General features: G+C 35.4%; 10 protein-coding genes and 1 pseudogene. 5 read left to right on the top strand and 6 right to left on the bottom strand.

Translation table 11 applies throughout. The annotated features are described in order from the left end of the window. The first annotated feature begins 460 nt into the window (after positions 1–460). Both CXF72_RS18690 and CXF72_RS18685 read left to right on the top strand, forming a co-directional pair. The gene (locus CXF72_RS18690) at positions 461–1804 is read left to right on the top strand and encodes a phosphoethanolamine transferase (protein WP_232785031.1); all 1344 of its coding nucleotides are present in this window, start codon (positions 461–463) and stop codon (positions 1802–1804) included. 206 nt (positions 1805–2010) lie between these two features. Further along, positions 2011–3123: an acyltransferase family protein gene (locus CXF72_RS18685; RefSeq protein WP_101041299.1), complete on the top strand. Its 1113-nt coding sequence runs from the start codon at positions 2011–2013 to the stop codon at positions 3121–3123. A 437-nt stretch (positions 3124–3560) separates the two neighbouring features. On the opposite strand, the gene CXF72_RS18680 is transcribed toward CXF72_RS18685, so the two are convergent. Then, positions 3561–4481: a glycosyltransferase family 2 protein gene (locus CXF72_RS18680; protein WP_101041298.1), complete on the bottom strand. Its 921-nt coding sequence runs from the start codon at positions 4479–4481 to the stop codon at positions 3561–3563. Positions 4482–5515: 1034 nt separating this feature from the next. Here CXF72_RS18680 and CXF72_RS18675 point away from each other — a divergent pair. Beyond that, positions 5516–7198, top strand: coding sequence for a choice-of-anchor Q domain-containing protein (locus CXF72_RS18675; protein ID WP_101041297.1), 1683 nt, complete (start codon positions 5516–5518; stop codon positions 7196–7198). A gap of 199 nt (positions 7199–7397) precedes the next feature. Here CXF72_RS18675 and CXF72_RS18670 read toward each other — a convergent pair whose 3' ends face one another. From CXF72_RS18670 to CXF72_RS18655, 4 genes are all read right to left on the bottom strand, one after another. Next, the gene (locus tag CXF72_RS18670) at positions 7398–7937 is read right to left on the bottom strand and encodes a hypothetical protein (protein WP_101041296.1); all 540 of its coding nucleotides are present in this window, start codon (positions 7935–7937) and stop codon (positions 7398–7400) included. Between the two features lie 256 nt (positions 7938–8193). Beyond that, positions 8194–9324 (bottom strand): glycosyltransferase, encoded by a 1131-nt coding sequence (locus CXF72_RS18665; protein WP_101041295.1) that lies wholly within the window; start codon positions 9322–9324, stop codon positions 8194–8196. Next, positions 9324–11222, bottom strand: coding sequence for a glycosyltransferase (locus CXF72_RS18660; protein WP_101041294.1), 1899 nt, complete (start codon positions 11220–11222; stop codon positions 9324–9326). Before CXF72_RS18660 ends, CXF72_RS18665 begins: the two co-directional genes overlap by 1 nt. Continuing rightward, positions 11197–12168 (bottom strand): polysaccharide deacetylase family protein, encoded by a 972-nt coding sequence (locus tag CXF72_RS18655; protein ID WP_101041293.1) that lies wholly within the window; start codon positions 12166–12168, stop codon positions 11197–11199. Before CXF72_RS18655 ends, CXF72_RS18660 begins: the two co-directional genes overlap by 26 nt. Positions 12169–13618: 1450 nt before the next feature. Between CXF72_RS18655 and CXF72_RS18650 the strand changes: the two genes are divergently transcribed. Next, entirely contained in the window at positions 13619–15085 is a 1467-nt protein-coding gene (locus tag CXF72_RS18650) for a fibronectin type III domain-containing protein (RefSeq protein ID WP_101041292.1), read from the top strand. A gap of 178 nt (positions 15086–15263) precedes the next feature. On the opposite strand, the pseudogene CXF72_RS20355 reads toward CXF72_RS18650, so the two are convergent. Further along, a pseudogene (locus tag CXF72_RS20355) lies at positions 15264–15497 on the bottom strand (transposase); the annotation flags it as partial. A 468-nt stretch (positions 15498–15965) separates the two neighbouring features. On the opposite strand from CXF72_RS20355, the gene CXF72_RS18645 reads away from it, so the two are divergent. Further along, entirely contained in the window at positions 15966–17366 is a 1401-nt protein-coding gene (locus CXF72_RS18645) for an undecaprenyl-phosphate glucose phosphotransferase (protein WP_101041291.1), read from the top strand. The last annotated feature ends 866 nt before the right edge of the window (positions 17367–18232 follow it).

The following is an 18232-nucleotide window of genomic DNA, read 5'->3' as shown; positions in this document are numbered from 1 at the left end:
AATCTCGTTATTAGTTGTATTTAGTAATCTTTTAATAAAATTTTTAGTTAAGTTGTACCGTTGCATTATCAAAAAAATGCAAACTATACTACTAGAATCAAATTGTTATGGTATCCCTTTGGTTTTACTTTTAGTTACGATTACATGTATCAGTTAAACCAGAGAGGAATTTTTCATGAAACTACATCACTCAATATTCGCTATGCTTTCAAAGTACCCCATAGTAAGTTTGTTTTGTATTTTTTTCTTACACAGTTTAGTGTTAACCGGTTTTGCAGGGCATGAAGAAAGATTCTTATTTTACACCATTTACAACCAACTACTCATATTATCAATATTGTTTATTTCTAGTCGAATCCATAAATTCATTTTTTATGTTACTTGCTTATTTATCACATCTTACATACTTTATGTAGTGACCTATAGTGTTTCGTACGGAGGATTTCCAAGATTGGCGGCAGTGTCTGTTATTTTGGAAACAAACATAAATGAGACTAAAGAATTTTATGAAACTGTAAATATAATACCTGGTATATTGATGGCTGTTTTTACATTGGTATGTACAATAATTTTCCATTTCCTCTCTGTGGCCTGCAATAATAGATTACTTGTGTTAATCGCCCTCTTTCCTCTTTTGTTTTGTGCAGAAGTGATAAATAGATATGAAGAACGAAGTGCACATACTTGGCTCGATGCAACAAGAACAGCTGTAAAAAAAGGCTTTATTACCGCAGATCTTTATAATTTTCACAAATATTTTAAAGAGTTAGAGAAGTTTAGAGATATGCCCAAGAGTCGCCAGTGGGAAAATATTTCTAGATATGGTAGAAAAAAAGATTTCTACGTTCTAGTCTTCGGTGAAGGAGCAAGAAAAAGTAATCATTCAATATATGGCTATCCAAAAGAAACATCTCCATTACTAGCAAAAAGAAGAGGGATGACTATTATTGATGGCGTTTACGCGCCTGCACCTCAAACAAGTGCATCTATTTCCAGGATGTTAACACTGAATGATAAAAGCACTGTTGATTATAGTTATAATGCCATTGATTTAATGAACTCAATGGGCTTGACTACTCATTGGATTTCAAATCAAGGTTACATTGGATTCTATGATACACGCGTGACTTTGTTAGCTAAACCCTCCAATGACCAATATTTTCTTAATAAAGGGGATTTTACTGAATCGGGTTTTGATAATGTAGTATTGAAACCTCTTGAAAAAATAATTTCTGAAAAATCAAATCCTGATGGGGAGTTCATCGTAATTCACTTAATTGGTTCCCATCCTAATTTCTGTAAAAGAAGTCCTACCCAATTCTTCAAAGTGCCTGAATTAGAAGAGTTGGGAAATATTAAAAACTGCTACGACGACAGCATTCGATACACTGATTTCATATTAAATGAAATCATGCTTCGACTTGAAAAAACAAACTCAAAGCTGATATATATTTCTGACCATGGGTTAACGCGATTAAATCGTACGCCTTATTTTTTTTATGGGCTTGATGACCTTGTAAGCAGAGGTGCATTCGAGGTGCCACTTATTTTTTGGGATAGTCAATCTATAAAAAAATCAGTAAAAATTCAAAGAACGTATTATGCACGCAATTTCATTCACACTCTTGCTAATTGGGTTGGTATTAAATCAGATATACTTGATAATTCTCTTTCGGTTATTAACGATGAATATAGGGAAGGAACTTGTAATGATTACTCGATGACATCATCGAATGAAACTATTACTTTTAGCAGTAAAGAAATGATGGAAAAATGTAAATTTTATGATTTTGTAGAAAAATAATTGACGGAATACTTCATATTTTAAAAATTGTCACTTTTTAATCTCGATTTTTGCACGTTAAGATTACATCATTATTTTCTTGTGGAGTTGCAACTTAGCCTGAATGAAATATTACTTATGTTTATCGTTTTCGACTGTAGATTGCATTAATTAATGTAAGAATAAAGTGAAAGTTAAATTAGGCACAATAAACAAAGAATAAAAATATGATTTGGAATGGCATCACTAAAGTAGAAACTAATATTTTTAAAGGTTTAGCTATATTAATGATAGCTATTCATAATTTTATGCATCGTTTTCCTACCCCTAAAGAAAATGAAATGAAATTTATGCCGGAAAATGTTTACAACTTGTTTGATATTTTGTTAACTGAACCTGCTGGTATTATTCGTGCACTATTTAGCTATTTTGGGCATTTTGGTGTTCAAGTATTTATCTTTTTAAGTGCTTATGGCTTGATGAAGAAATACGCTAAAAATGAAAGTGATTTTTTATATGTAAAATTTATATTCGATCGCTTAGAAAAAATTTACCCGATGTTTTTGCTCGCGATAGTGTCATACTTTGGTTTTATGTTTAGCATTAATGTTATTTATAATGGAATGGGGTTTGCTGAATGGTTTATTCCTATTTCTAAATCATTTTTTTTCAAGTTCTCTTTGCTGTATAATTTTTACCCAGGAACTGGTTTTTCGTTAGTGGGACCATGGTGGTTTTTATCGTTTATTTTCCAATTTTACTTAGTGTTTCCATTCATATTGGCTATGTTCAAACGATTTGGAAATGTATTTTTAATCTATATTAGCTTAAGCTGTTTAATCATATCTTTACTTACTAAAGGTTACTTATATAGTGATGTTAGTGTGTTTTTTACCCCTATTGGGCACATGCCGGTATTATGTTTAGGTATTTATTTAGCTCAAGATAAACCAGTGAAACTATCAAATTGGTTGTTTATTGTTTCAATTGTTGCATTTGTCATTGGTAATTTTAATGAATATGCCTTCTTATTGAGCCATTTCTTTTTTTGTGTTCTTCTGCTGTGTATTTTCAGTTTTTTAACAAAAAAAATTAAAGAGGGAGGTTTGAGTTACAAGATTTGTATGTTTTTTGGCACAATCTCAATGCCATTATTTTTGGTCAATGGTTTTTTAAGAAAACCTTGGGAAAGTATGGCTCATGAAATTAACAATGAATTAATAACCATTGCATTGTGTTTATTGTTCTTGATGATATCTTCAATTTATTCGGTGTTTTTGTTGAGGATTGGTAATAAGGTTCATTACTCAATAAAAGCTAAGCTATCTTCATTCTACTAACATAGTATATTAAGTGGAACATTCAGAGTTGGATTATGTTTTTAGAAAGATCATCAGACTAGGTCGCTCTGCCATACTATCTTTGAATGGCTTTTTTATTAGATTCAATAAAGAACATCTGATTGTGCTAAGTTTCGAGGTTCATCCTCTGCATACATTTTGCATTCATCTTATCTGAAATCAAGTACCCAGTACTGGCTATTTTCAATTGTCCAAGGTCGATGAATGTAACCTGCTCAGGGGGGGCTAATAACTTGGTCAACTGAATTTGGACACCCTATTTAAGTTTGTTAAGCTACCTTTTTACCATTCCCTATTCACCTTCATGACTTTGAGAGCCAAGGCATGAAGGTATTCTGTAGCTGTGGTAAATAGCGCGTTTGTTGACTGTGTTGTATTTTAGTGTTGGCGAACCTGCCAACACAAGGAAAGTGTTTCTAGCGAGCAATATGCAGATACCAGAGATCTCGAACATATAACAAAAAGCCTACAGGTAAATGCATAACCCATATAAGCGGTGACGGAGAACGTATAGCCTGATCAATAAAAGGGATTTTCTCATGAAAGCTATGCCTTATGTAATTTGCCCAACTTTTGATAAAAATTTTAAAAGGTAATTTTTTACCATAGCTTATTAACTCGCTATGGTATGTTAAAGATGCTTTCGAACTGCGAACTTGATTAACTAGGCCTTTGTCTGTCAGGCCTCCTTCTTGATATTCTTTAATGCCAATAATATCATTGACGAATCGAGTCTTATATTTAGCTCCTATACGATGCCAAACAAGTGATTCCGTCACAAATTGACCTAGATTCACCGGGAAAGGGTACTGTTTCATAACATCTATTCGATTAAACCCAATTTTATCACCGTTCATTTTATATTTAGCCCAGATATCAATGTTGTTGGAGTCAAAGACATCTTTAGGGAAATTACAGCCAACAATTTTCCCAGATGTATAAGCAAAAAGACCGACAACCCCAACAAATTCTTCTTGGAATGAGGTAGGCAATTTCTCCCAATATGTTATTAAGGTATCGAGGGCTGTATCAATATACCAATCATCTGAATCTAGGGTTGCTAAAAAACTACCTCTTGCATTTTCGACTGCCTTATTTATAGCAACATGTTTACCCTGATTTTCTTGATATATGTAGCGAATATCAAATGTTGCCTCAGCTGCCAAATTTTTAACTATATTTTCTGTGTTATCAGATGAGCCATCATCAATAATTAACCATTCAAAATTCTTATACGTTTGTTTTTCTAAACTTTCATACACCCTTGTCAAATATTCTGCTCGGTTATAAGTTGGAGTAAAAACCGTAATAAAATTTGTGCTTTTTTGGTTTTCCATATTTCACCCTTTTTTAATTTAAAATTAATTAACAAACAGGTTAAATGTTGGAGTGAAGATGATTTGCTTATTCAAGCTTTTGGCCATTGTGTATATTCCCTTATAGCTCTATTCACTTTAATTGTTGTTTAGGTGATTAGCTGACATTTGCACCTAAAAAACACTTTATAATCAAAATTCTGAGGTTATTAATAGTAAGGTGAGGAATCGTGGCCGTTTTATAAACATTTCCTGTAGACATCTTCTCTACGATCTTATCAAACTGTAATAATCGCTATCAGTCTAAGCATTGTGGTAAGCGTATTATAAATTTAGATATAAATTAAACTTTTTCAAAAACGAGGATTATATCAGTACATGATTTTATTTTAGATACTTGTCATGAGCGCTGCTTTTGTAAAACACTATGATTTTAGGATTGAAAGCTGTAAAAAACAACCTATTAGATATTCTTTTTCTTGCAATAAGTGCTTTGATATCAGACTTTGAAGGTTAGGAGGATACCTACTTTTGGGGCATTTAAGCTTGATTGTCTTTGCCAATATAGCCCTTTTGATGCCAGTATTCCTAAACACGATACGATTGCTCGTGTTATTTGTAGATTATAAAGCACAAGAAATTGAATCCGCATTTCAATCTTAAATATATTTTCCCGTTAAAATAGCTGGTTACGATGTTATTGCTCTCATTGTACAAGTCGAATATATCGTTAACTATTATGGTGATTCAGAATAAAGCAGAGTATGAGTCGCAGGAAGAAACTGCTGGGATAATGCGTTAATAGATCATTTCTTTAAAAATTTAAAAACAGCATCTATACTGAAAATAGGTTACTTCAATCTTGACGAAGCTCAAATAGAGTTGATGAGTTATATTGGAATGATTACAAAACCGGGTCAAAATTGATTTGTTCATTACATTAACGCGGTCACCCATATATTATCTACTATCGCGATATGATCCATGGCAATTTATTTTTACTATTCTATATTGTTTAATATGAATTTGTTGTTTGTTTACTTGGAGCCTAGCAAATGAAATTACTTACAAAGTTGGCAATTTCCCTTATTTCAATTACTGTTTTTTTCTCAAGTATGCTTCTAGCATATGAACCTTCTGTCGGTATACCAATGCCTGATTGGGGGGGGGGGGATCCTATTGAGCGTCAGGCACCTAATCGACCAGATGCCTGGCCAAATCAGGTAGTTGATAATTATTATTATGTCGATGTGTCACATGCGAACGCGACTGACAGTAATAACCCATTTGGTTCCCCTGACCTTCCCCGAGCTACAATTCCAGAAGGTGATTTGCAGGCCGGTGCTTATGTAGAAATACATAATGGTCCATATACCGGAGGTGGAAGAATTTCGATTAATAGTTTGGGTACTGAACTAGCTCCTGTTTGGATTAAAGGCGACAGCTTAAATAAAGCTTTGATTCGAGGAGAAACCATAATAACGGGAAGTTATGCCTATATAGAAAATTTATTTTTTGACACCTCAAGAAAAACATTAAGCTTACGTTGTCTTGATGGTGCCTGTTCAGACCATATAGTGGTCAGAAATAATGAGTTTTCAGGTCCTGGTCTAGCGGATGGAAATACACAGGTATTATCGGTTGCTGGTAACGGAGTAAATAATATAATTATTTATAATAACCATATTCATGGTTTTGGTGATATAAGCATTGATGCGGCTGAAAATGATTATCATGGAATTCACATTGGTCACTATGCTGATTATACGTGGGTTTTGAATAATCATATCCATAATAACGGCGGCGATTCTATCCAAGTCGGAGAGGCCGGGTATGCTGATCCATCTGATCTCAGAAGACCTAGTCATGTGTACATTGGTGCAAACAATTTTCATGATGATGGTGAAAATGCAGTTGATATAAAGGGAGCAGATAACATTGTCGTATCGAGTAATATTATGTATGGGTACGGGCAGTCCACATCTTCTGACGGAGAAGTGATTGTAATTCATAATAATCCAACTAATGTATGGGTGCTTAATAATACGATCCATGATGCAGTCTTAGGGGTTGTAGTCACTGGTGCTGATAACGCATGGATTATTGGTAATCAAATATATAATGTACATGCACTTAATTATGCTTCTTGGGATCCGACCAGCTTTTATTCTGTGGGTACAGCGATACATTTTAGAAGTACAAAGAATAGTGGTGCGGTAAATAATACTATTTATGATTTTGATAATGGAATACAGCTAGCAACTGGTAGTGGGTATATTGTGCGCAATAATATTATTGCATATAGAACTCGACCAGACGGTTCGGATATTACTGGCGATTATAAAGTCTTAGATTTTAGTACTATAGATAATAATATTTTATATCATCCCGATGGTGAACGAATAAGACGAAGCAGTAATCAAGTAGTTGGACTAAAAGAGTACCAAGACTCTTATGGTGCTTGTGCCCTATGCAGTAACACCAATCCATTATTTATTGCTTATCAAAATTTAGATTTTAAACTACAAAATAATTCACCAGCTATCGACAAAGGAGCTACTACTTTCGTATTTGAAAAAATAGCGACTTTATACGAAGTGGATGCAAAGAAAGACTTATCTGGGGAGGCTCGATTCCAAGGCGATAAAATTGATATAGGAGCATTTGAATTTGGGAGTGGTCAACAATATTTTTCCGTTCCTTTTGCTCCTTCAAACATACAGATGGATTACGAGTAAGCGTTCAATTAAACACCTTGGGAAATAATTTTCAAGGTGTAGATTGCGCTTTGTTATCATTCTGTCTTTGCAAGAAAAAATGTTAAATAGCTGTTGAGGTTAGTACCGTATAATCGAAAATAATGAGGCTTTATTTAAAGCAACTGTTGATCGTTCATTAATATGAAAGCCTGTAGTAGTATGTTTGAATATCGTGAATCTAAATATTTGATTTATGTGTAATTAAAATTCTTACTGGGATCGTTTCGATACCCAATAATTTGGCAATAATAAAGCGATTCCAACCATCGTTTAATATGATTTTTTTGTCGCGAGAGATGTTGACGCTAACCTCTTGAGAAAGAAGGCATATTTTTTTTATTTTCCCTTCTGAGAATAATCGTCTATTGCTTTTATAACCATTTTTTTTTATCTCTTCGATTAAATCATCACATTTATCAAAGAAAATGTGAATTTCATCTCTGTTATAGTCACCGCCTCTAAATGTGCCTCCATCCGCTGTGAGTGACAGCGCTTTTTTATAATACGGAGTATCTTTCCATTCCATATTATTTATTATGCGTTGCATGTAACTGATGTATAGTGGATGCTTTTCAATTTCTCTAGTGTCAGAGTCCCAGTCTCCTCCTCGTTTAAAAATAAATGTTTTTGGGGGGTAAAATAAGCTCGCAGGATTTTGTCCCAGTTTTATATCTTTTACTTGTATTTCATGTAAAGCGAATGTTTCTCCTCTAGACAATATGTGAAATATTATATGTAGTGGATATCCAATAAGCAGATTGTGTAAAAAAGTACGTGTGTTTTTGATATCAAGCCCCGAAGTGTTTATAGTGATGTGAATGTGTAAGGCTAACGGTTTAATCAGCTAATTTATTTTAGTTAGTCATTTTTTTGAAGTGCGTTTAGATAGCGCACGGGATATTTAACAAATTACCCTGACACTGAATTTGGGGCTTCCTCTTCATGTTTTTGCTCTCTTTGATCATATTTGCTTGTTAAAGTGCTTTATTACAGTAAATTAATTGCATATTTGCAGCTAAATTTTGTGATGAAAAATATTTTTCTACTTGTTCTCTTGCATTTATGGCCATCAGAGTAAGATTTTCTTTATTCTCATATAACGTAATGATTCTGCTACTTAATTGTTCGGTATTGTTGAGACTAATAATGTAACCATTCAGAATATTCGTTATTATCTTTTTATTATCCGAAACATCAGTTGCAATAACGGGGACGCCACATGCCATTGATTCGAGCACTACGTTCGGGGTCCCTTCAAATAATGAGGGCAAAACGGTAAAGTCACAGGCAGGGTAAATATGCTCGATATCATCGCGGTTGCCTAAATAAATAACATCATCGGAAAAATTTGATGCTTCAATTTGTTTTTTTACTTTAACTGTATAATCATCAGAACCGTGCAGTCCACCATGAAGAGTATCCCCAACTAAAAGTAACTTGAATTCATGTCCTTGCGCTTTTACTTTTTGAAGAGCTTCGATTAAAAATGGGTGATTTTTTTGCTGTTTAAAGCTGGCAAACATGCCGATAAGCTTACAGTTTTGGTCAATGCCTAATTCGGCACGGATAGTTTTCTTATCTTGAGGTCTAAATCTGCTGGTATCTACACCGTTATAGACTACATGGTATTTACTGGCAGGTTGGCCCGTTTGGCTAGCATTAAAATCAGCCCCACTTTGGGAGTTAGCAATAATAGCATTGACTAAATGTTTGGTGAGTTTGTATGCCCGTCTTTGAATGGGCTTTAGCGTGTAATTTGCATTACGCTCAGAGCCTATCACTTTAATATCTGTGCATGATAGTTTTGCGGCTAATCGGGCCGCTATTTCTGCATCAAATAAATAACTGTGAATGACGTTAAATTTATTTTTTCGTATTAAGCTTGCTAATTTAAAAACAACTGAGAAATCAAATTTGGCTTTTTTATGAATAATATGTAGAGGAATTCCCTCATTAAACTGCTCTGTAAGTGGTACATATTCAGAAAGGGAGCAAACATGTATCTCAAACTGAGTTTGGTCTATATTGTTGACTAACTCTACTATTTGACGTTGCGCACCACCAAATTCCATATTACTAATCACGATTAATATTTTGGTTTTCATTATTTATTTACTCTTGCATGGATAATAATGGTATTCGCTAGAAAATGTTTAAGCTTGGCATTTCTGCGTAAGTTGTTATGTAACCATTTTGATAGGTGGAGATTAAAAGTCGAACTTTCTAATTTTGGGCTGAGAAACGCATAGGTACAGTATTCAATACTTTCAATAGAAAAACCTTGAGAGGTTAAATTATCACTAAAGGTTTTTTGTGACCATTGTTGATGATGAATGGAGGGAATATTTCTTTGTTTTTTTTTCAACAGGGGTATTTTCTTAAATGGCTTTACAAATAGGTTTTCTAGTTTTCTTAATATTCTAAAAACTGACTGTTTATTGGGGATAGAAACAACAAAATGTCCTTGTGGTTGCAGTATACGTTTTACTTCAGAGATGACTAATGGATAGCCTTCGATATACTCTAAGACACCCAGTGATATGACTGTTTGGAATCTGTTTTTTTCAAAAGGCAGAGAGGACGCGTTGGCTATTTTTAGATTGATATCAGGGTGTTGTATCTGTGCTATTTTTATCATCTCTATAGAAATATCTACCCCCTCTATTAGCCAGTCTCCCGTTGATTTTATAGCTGGAAAACTATCTCCTGGACCACAGCCTAAATCAAGTAAATGCATTGTTTTTTCTTGTTTTGCTATATTGGCTAACATTTTTTGGCAGTAGACGAGTCGCTGTTGTAAATCGAGATGTGCAATGCTAATAGCGCTGTTTTGGTAGTAATCAGACCAACTTTCACTTTGCTGATCAAAATGTTTGCCAATACGATTGAAACCGACCGATAAAAATGCACGCTCAAATTGCTTCATCACCCTGCCTTGCTCATGATTTTGTAAACAATAATTTTGACAGTTTAACGACGTTTTTTCCCAGTGAATAGGGTCGTTAAGTAATAGCTTAATATGGCTTTGGAAATGCTCTTTGCTTGTGACGTGATAGCCCATGTTGTGTGTTTTAATGATATCGTCAGGGTCAATGGTTGTAATAACGGGAACACCGTAACTCCATGCCTCGAGGTAAGTATTTGGAAACCCTTCGTAGATTGAAGTGCAGCATAAAATGGAGCTGTTTTGGTAAATAGCAGGCATATCGGCTCTACTGACTTTGCCTAAATAAGTGATGTTTTTACTGTTTTTTAGGCGCTGCAGGATATCTGTCATATAATCGGCTTTATCGCCCTCTGGGCCTATTATTTCAAATGATACTTCGGGTGATTTTTTGGCAATGTCAATTAGCCATTCTACTCTTTTTACTTTATGTAATCGGCCAACCCATATCACTTTTTGTTTGTTAAACAAGGCTGCTCGTTTAAAATTTTCTAGCGGTTTGGGGGGCGTCGCTGGCATGTTAATAACTTGGGCATCTATTGAGTAATTCTGTTGTAAAAGTTGCTTTTGTTTTTGTGTTTGGGTGATGACCAAGTTTGCATGGGTTAGCCCGTGGCGAAATAAGTACTTTTCTCTTTTAGATTTTAAATTTGGTAAGTCAATGTCACAATCTGCATCGCTGGCAACGCTATATATCAAAGGCGTGTGATGTGATTTGCACCACATCGCAATTTGCCCTGTCACATATTCTGCGCAGTTGTGATAATACACTTCGGCATCAGCTTCTTTTAGTGCTGATATTAGGGAAGTCCAGCGTGGTGTAAAAAAGCGTATCATAGGTAGGCCATCGGTTACTTTACATAACTTGATTATTTTAATACCATTTACAATCTCAACAGGCGAGCCACCTTCATTCCAAGTGATCACTATTACTTCATGTCCATTAGCGGCAAGCCACTCACTTAATAATGCAGTTTGTCTTTCAACACCACCTATATGACCTGATTCTTCACCAGTTAATGCGCCATAAGCATTATTTGCAACGATACATATTTTCATAAAGTGTTTTTCTCTTCTGTTGGCTGATATTAAAGCCGTTGCGCAAAGCCGATATTGCGAACAGTATTTTAAGTGGGTTGTCGTTAGTTGGTAAATGAAAACGTTTCAAAGTCATTAAATTACAATTAAGTTTATTCAAGCCATTATTAGTTGTTAAGGCGCGATTGTAGTGCAGCGCGGCAGTTTTGACCGAGTGAGCATTGTAGCTATTGTCAGGATAACAAAAACTTACACAATGAATATTCAGTTTGGTTTCTGATTCAGCTAATTCTATCGATGCCGTATGCTTATCAACTAAGCCTAATCGTGCGTGGTTAAGTGTATGGCTACCTATTTCAAAATTTAAATTTTTTTTAGCGTAATTGAGTTGTTGCCAATCTGCTAATGCAGCGCAAGGATCGTTATTAATGATGGCACTTAACGCTTTACCTGTTTGTTGCTCTATTTCTTGACAGAGACTGCAAAGGTAATCTCGCATTGCGATATCAGATTTAAAGTGTGCTTTAATTTTTTGACCAAAAATGGCATAACTTTGTTGCAATTTCTTTCTTGCTTGGCAATTAAAAATGAATATTTCATGGCCTACAAAGGTTTGAACATTTCCTGTGGTAATTTGTTGTAATGCATAATCCAAGCGATCAAAGCAAAATGGCTGGTTAGCTTCGCGATGCTCAGTGGAAACAAATATTGTCGGTGAAATGTTTAAATGTGCGAATAATGGTGCGTCTGATGTCAGGCTGTTTAAATAGCCGTCATCTAAGGTTATCACCAGAGCATTGTTAACAGGAGGGCGCTGTTTCTTTAAGATTTCTACGGCTGTAGTTAATGAAATAAATGTGTACTTTTCAGATAAGACTTTAAGCGTAACAGCTAAAGCCTGCTTAGTATGCTGCATGCGTAATGGTTGCCACGGGGTAGATACCGTGTCATTAATAATGCCATGCATGTATAAAATTGTTATTTTATGGCGAGATAGGAAGTGGAAATCTTGATAAATGCCTAATTTTAAAAACAATTTTAGGAGTATTTTTTTTATTTATTTCACTCTGTTTTGCTTCAGTTATCCAGCAAATCCCTGTTGATTATTCAATTTAATCACTCTATTGTGAGCAGATTTATGTTTGCGTTTTATTCATCCTGAAATATCAATATACAATTATCAGTCAAAAGATATGAAATTTATTGTAGGTCAGTTTCATAAATAGGTATACCTAGCGAAGTATATTTATTCTTTAATTATGACGGAGTTGACGGACTCGCTATCCTTATATGGGGTAAGGCCTATATTTGCATTTTTGTTCACTTCACTTTGAATGGTAGTCAATAATGTTAAAAAAACTCGCTTTATGGGTTACTTTCATATTGATGCTTTTGCTTTTTTCTTGAGTGCCTGCTTTCATTTCATTTTAGGAAGGTTGATGGATACACTATGGCCTCTCGGGCAGATTATCTGTTTTTTATTTTTTTGGGGGGGGATTAATTTCATTCAGTAGCGATATAAATAACAGTACTGGTAAACGACAACGGTTTTTAACTTTTTTTATTCCTAATTACTCTTATTACTGGCGGTGGAATAGAGCTTCTGCCGCCGTTCTCCTCTCGCACGCGCCAGCTTAGTGACCTCTATTATGGCTTGTTTGGTGCGTTTTCTGCCTACTTTTTTTGGCAATTTCAACAAAAAAACAATCTTTTAATTGCTTCTCGTTGTTTCTATATAACCCTACTTTTATACCTTACGTTCCAGTAATACAGGCTGTTAAAGATGCATATGACCTGCGCATGGACTTTTCGACTATTGCTAAATTTGATAGTCACTCAGAATTAACACGTTGGAAAGCAGATCTGCCATTAGCAATGGTCAACTCAAGTGAATCACCCTAATCAGGGGTTGCAGATAAAAAAATCATGAGATTAACCTTGGCCGCGAAAATGGACTGCCGTGTCGTCTTACGTTTTTTTGCCGGCGATTGGCAAGGTTATAAACAGATTGATTTTTTAATCCTAACTCAGTCCTCTTAAGGTTGGGCTTATCTTCACAGATAAAATTCATAATCAATCAATACCTGACCAGAATGATCGGTTTGGGAAATGGTTAAGAATCGACTCTGGATGGAATGACTACAACGTGGCATTAGCCGAAATAAAACATTCGCTGACAGGAATAGAGATAAATATAAGCAACATAGCAGGTGTTGATTTTTATATGTACCAACTAAAAGAGCCAATTATTCTGTATATCAATAAAATAGAACTAATATCTCGTCTGGATTAATTTATCCAGCTATTTTGTTGATATGTTTTTGGTTTTTTTTGTGCGGTTAATCTATTTTATTACTATAATCTTAGCATGTTCTGACTTTCGTTGTTAACGGCGTTATTAAAAAGGGGAATTGGCTATGTTCAATAAAACGCAGCGAAGTATTGCAAGAAGTACATTGATAGCTGTTGCTATTTTATTAACTATTTTTGTTGGCAATAAATTATGGCAAGAATATAAATTAGATGTGATTATTGACATCGATACTGGTGCGGGAGGTGGTGTCGTGGCTAATATTGCCTGGCAAGATAATTCTGATAACGAGGATGGTTTTGTTGTTGAACGAAATGAAGGTGGCGATTTTGTGGTGATGGCTAGATTAAATTCAAATGTGACCTCTTATACAGATTCTAATCTTGTTGCAGGAACTGCTTATTGTTACAGAGTCGGGTCGTTTAATCAGGCAGGAACTGCCTATACCCAAGAATATTGTATTGATACTCCTGAGACAGATATTGTAGCGGATACCACTTTGCCAGATATGACGGGCAGTGCAATGATTATCGGACAGTTTATTACAAAACCGGATGTTATCGAGCTAGCGGGACGAGAGCTGTATAGTTTTAAGAGTGATGCAACTTATAACGGTGATTTTAGCAAAGATGACGTTGGAAATGTTCAATATACTATTGGAGAGGGTAGCTTATCTTATTCAGATTCTGCTTTATTTACGTTTCAAGATCAAGGTGGTGACATTGATAGTGGTTATGTTTCAATGCGTTATAACGAATCAAATAGTGTGAGTTTTTCACTCAATGGTAATGGTGATTCTCAGGTTGCTTCACTCTATATGTCAGTTGGTGTATGGACTTCTGAGCCTGCCACATTTTTAATAACAGCTGGTGATACGAGTGAGTTTATTTCTATACCCAGTGGGTATACTTGGCATTATCTGAAAATTGATATTGCCTTTGAGGATTCAGTGGCGGTAAAAATCAGACCTACTGGTGATTTTGGCAGCTATAGTGGTTTACAAGTTGCGGGTGTTGTTTTGAATGAAACCAGTATCCCTAGCTCTGCTCCATTAACAGATATCAGCGTCCCTAGCATTGCTTCATTAACAGGTATCAGCCTCTCTGATAGCGAAAATATTGATGTAAGCAATGTTAAATATATGACCTCTGATCTTATTTCCGGTAATGAGAACTTGAGTAATGGTGAGGTGATTGGGATTGATTATCAAGGAAAGGTGAAGTACCGAGATAGCACCTATTCATTTATTGATAATGGCGCGGTGGTGGCAACGGGTTATACTGGAATGCGGTGGAATGAGGATAATGTGATCTCTATTGATTTGAAAAATAGTAGTGAGCAATTAGTTTCTGGCTCATTGTTTTTAAGAGCGGGAGCCTGGACAGATGGTTCATCACAACTCCAAATTAACCTTAATGGTGAAACGTACCCAATAGAATTAAGTCGTGGGCGTGCATGGTATTATATTCGCGTTGATTTTGAATTTTCAGGGGATGCGCATGTTGAGATAAAACCTGTTGGCAATATTGGAAGCTATAGTCAAATAGCGTTTGCCGGGTTAACCATGCAGTAGGAGTTAAAAGCTACTTTCATTGAATAACGAGCAACTAATGACAAATCAGATGTTGTAATAACGCTGTTTTGTTATTAGTTGTTTTTTCTATCCAATTTAATATATTCATCGTCTTTTAAGTGCTGGGAACAGTTGCCTAACTAATCAAACTAAGATCGAGTTAAGCCATTATGATCTTTTAACCAATTAGCACCTTTTTTTCATTGGGTGTTAAATTGATTGATGGATTTTTTTTGCAGGCAATAGGTAATTAAACCACCAAGCATCTTTGCAACAAAGCCAGTAATACTGTGGTATCTCGTGTGCTCTACAGATGAACTTTTTTTACTTGATCATTGATTTTTTCGATACGACAACGCTTGCTGAGCATCGCTTTATCCTGCCTGCTTATCACTACCTTTATCATGTTTTTTTCGAACCTTTTTTATCAGCTTTTGCTAGTTAAAAGATCAGATCTTGGAACAGGAATTTGGTTCAACTTATTTTAATTATTATCCCTAATTCAGATTTTCTATGTTCTAGAACTGTGTTGGTTGCTTTATTTTCCCCACCTCGTCTTCTTGTTTTTTTATAACATATTGTCATTTAAGTGAGTAGTTTGGGAGTAAAAAGAAATGAATGTGGTGCTATTACGGAAAACGAGGTTAATGTCTCTTGAGCTGTAATTGATTGTTATATATATTTAAAATTTCTGTAAGTGCTTTTAGGGAAGCCTTTAAGGCCGTCAATACATGTCTTTTCAATTCCATAATCACCCCTTTTGTGTTGAACCCTGTTTTTATTCATGATGGCTATTTTATACAACTGTACTATCTTGAATATAGCTCAAGCTTTGTAACAATGGCCGTGTATATCGGTTAACCAACAAAGGGATTAAGTTGTGACATCACAGAAATTTCTTACCTCTAAGTCAAACTCATATTCATTTATCTACCGATTGATTGACTTATCAATTTTATTTTTAAGCCTTCCTGTAGCTGCTTATTTACATGGCGTTTCTTTGAGTCGAGAATATCTTGTTGCAGTGTTAATTATTTCCGTGTTTTTTTTGTATCTAGCTGAATCATTTGAACTTTATCGCTCAAGACGCACAGACCGTTTTTCAGCGATGTTTTTAAGAGTAGGGATCTGTATCTCTATCGCTTTTTTAGTGGCAGTTACGTTAGCTTTTTTACTGAAAGAATCAGAAGGTTTTTCACGTGTCACTATCGTTTTATGGTTTATGCTTAATCTTTTCTTTAGTTTATTTTGGCGGGTATTGCAACGTCAATGTATAAAAGCATGTCTGAAATCAGGGCACTTTGTTAAGAAAGTAGTGATTGTCGGAGCGACCGATTCTGCTGTTAATTTGTTTAAAGAAATCCAACAAAATAATGAGTTAGGTTATGAATTAGTTGGCGTTTATGATGACCGCTCCCTAGCTCGGGTAAAGAAGGGTTTTAATCTGGATGTGAATGGGCGGGTTGCAGATGCCATTAAGCAGGCGCGAGATGGTCATATAGATATTTTGTTTCTTGCGCTTCCTTTACAAGCAGAAAAACGTATTGGAGATATCTTATTATTGTTAGGTGATACAACCGTTGATGTGCACTATTTGCCTAACTTTTTTGTGTCTAATTTGATTCATTCCCGTGTTGAGCATGTGGGGGCTGTTGATACATTGAGTGTTTACGAGTCTCCCTACCTTGGGCCTAAAAAGTGGCTTAAGCGTATAGAAGATATTGTCGGCAGCCTTATTATTCTTTGTATCATTGCCATACCATTGTTATTGATATCTTTGGCTATTAAGGGAACCTCTCCAGGTCCTGTTTTATTTAAACAGCGCCGTTATGGATTAAGGGGGGAGGAAATACTTGTTTGGAAATTTAGAACCATGTACGTAATGGAAAATAACAAAAAAGTCGTACAAGCTACCAAAAATGATCCGCGCATAACTCCTTTAGGTGCTTTTTTGCGCTGCTCATCTTTAGATGAATTCCCTCAGTTTTTTAATGTGTTGCGTGGAGATATGTCTCTTGTTGGGCCTAGACCACACGCCGTCGCACATAATGAAGAATATCGCCGTAAAGTGCAGTTTTATATGCTTAGGCATAAAGTAAAACCGGGGATCACAGGGTGGGCACAAATAAATGGATGGCGAGGAGAAACTGACACACTTGAAAAAATGGAAAAACGTGTTGAATTTGATTTGCAGTACATAAAAACTTGGTCACTTTGGTTCGATTTTAAAATAATTTTGTTAACAATTTTCAAAGGTTTTGTTGGGAAAAATGTATATTAAAAATCAGCTCTGTTCCAGAAGTATACTCAACATTATGCAGCAGTTTAGAGCATAAATCATCTGATTTTCAGGAGTGTTTTTTTGATCTATTGGTTCCACGCAATCTAACTATGCTTGAAATCTCTCTGATGAGATTGATAAAAGCTAATGATAACTGTCATTATTTCTGATGTGCGAAACTCGTCTTTTTTTATCTCATTGTTGATGATTAAACGAATGTCTCTCCTAGGGATAAAAACGTTGCAAAAATCATCCGCATCATAAAACGTATTCGTTAAATTAATCATGTATACCCCCTTCTTTGTATCTGATTTTTCCAGTTAAATGATCAGATCGTGGAGCAGGTATTTAGTTTAACTTCTTTTAATTTTTATCCCGAATTCAGGTTAATTAGTCCAAAAAATGTTTTTTGAAAAGTAAAGAAAGCGTAATCTTAGCATGCAGGTCTGCTGTTGGCATTGGCGTCACGGTAGCAGCCCTGTTTCGTTTTTTACCATAATACTTTTAATTATTCAAAAGGCTAAAACGGCCATATCGAGTGTTAGCCCCTTATTAAAGCTGTAATAAAATCAACATAGGGAGGTAATTCCTGGGGATGTTCTGCACCTTGTGCCGGAATAGCGGTTCGCGTTAGACCCGAATATGAGGGCCGTTTATTTTTGCACTATACTCTGTGTTGTGTTGCTAAAAATTGAGGAGAAGTAATATGAAGAAAGCAATCTTGACTGCCTTGTTATCGATTGTTGTGCTTTCGGCCATCCCCGTTCTGGTTCAGTCAGCGGAAAACGCCGATAAAAGCCCTCAAGCGGAACAGGCTGTGCCTAACGTGCAGGCCTTTGATAAACAGATGGCGCAGTCGCGGGTAT

The organism is Psychromonas sp. MB-3u-54 (assembly GCF_002836415.1).
Classification (GTDB): Bacteria; Pseudomonadota; Gammaproteobacteria; order Enterobacterales; family Psychromonadaceae; genus Psychromonas.
This window is presented reverse-complemented; position numbering and strand designations above follow the sequence as displayed.

Coding starts and splice junctions, on each gene's coding strand:
- CXF72_RS18655 (WP_101041293.1), bottom strand. CDS start 12,168: ATGCATGGCATTATTAATGACACGGTATCTACCCCGTGGCAACCATTA.
- CXF72_RS18685 (WP_101041299.1), top strand. CDS start 2,011: ATGATTTGGAATGGCATCACTAAAGTAGAAACTAATATTTTTAAAGGT.
- CXF72_RS18660 (WP_101041294.1), bottom strand. CDS start 11,222: ATGAAAATATGTATCGTTGCAAATAATGCTTATGGCGCATTAACTGGT.
- CXF72_RS18665 (WP_101041295.1), bottom strand. CDS start 9,324: ATGAAAACCAAAATATTAATCGTGATTAGTAATATGGAATTTGGTGGT.
- CXF72_RS18650 (WP_101041292.1), top strand. CDS start 13,619: ATGTTCAATAAAACGCAGCGAAGTATTGCAAGAAGTACATTGATAGCT.
- CXF72_RS18680 (WP_101041298.1), bottom strand. CDS start 4,481: ATGGAAAACCAAAAAAGCACAAATTTTATTACGGTTTTTACTCCAACT.
- CXF72_RS18675 (WP_101041297.1), top strand. CDS start 5,516: ATGAAATTACTTACAAAGTTGGCAATTTCCCTTATTTCAATTACTGTT.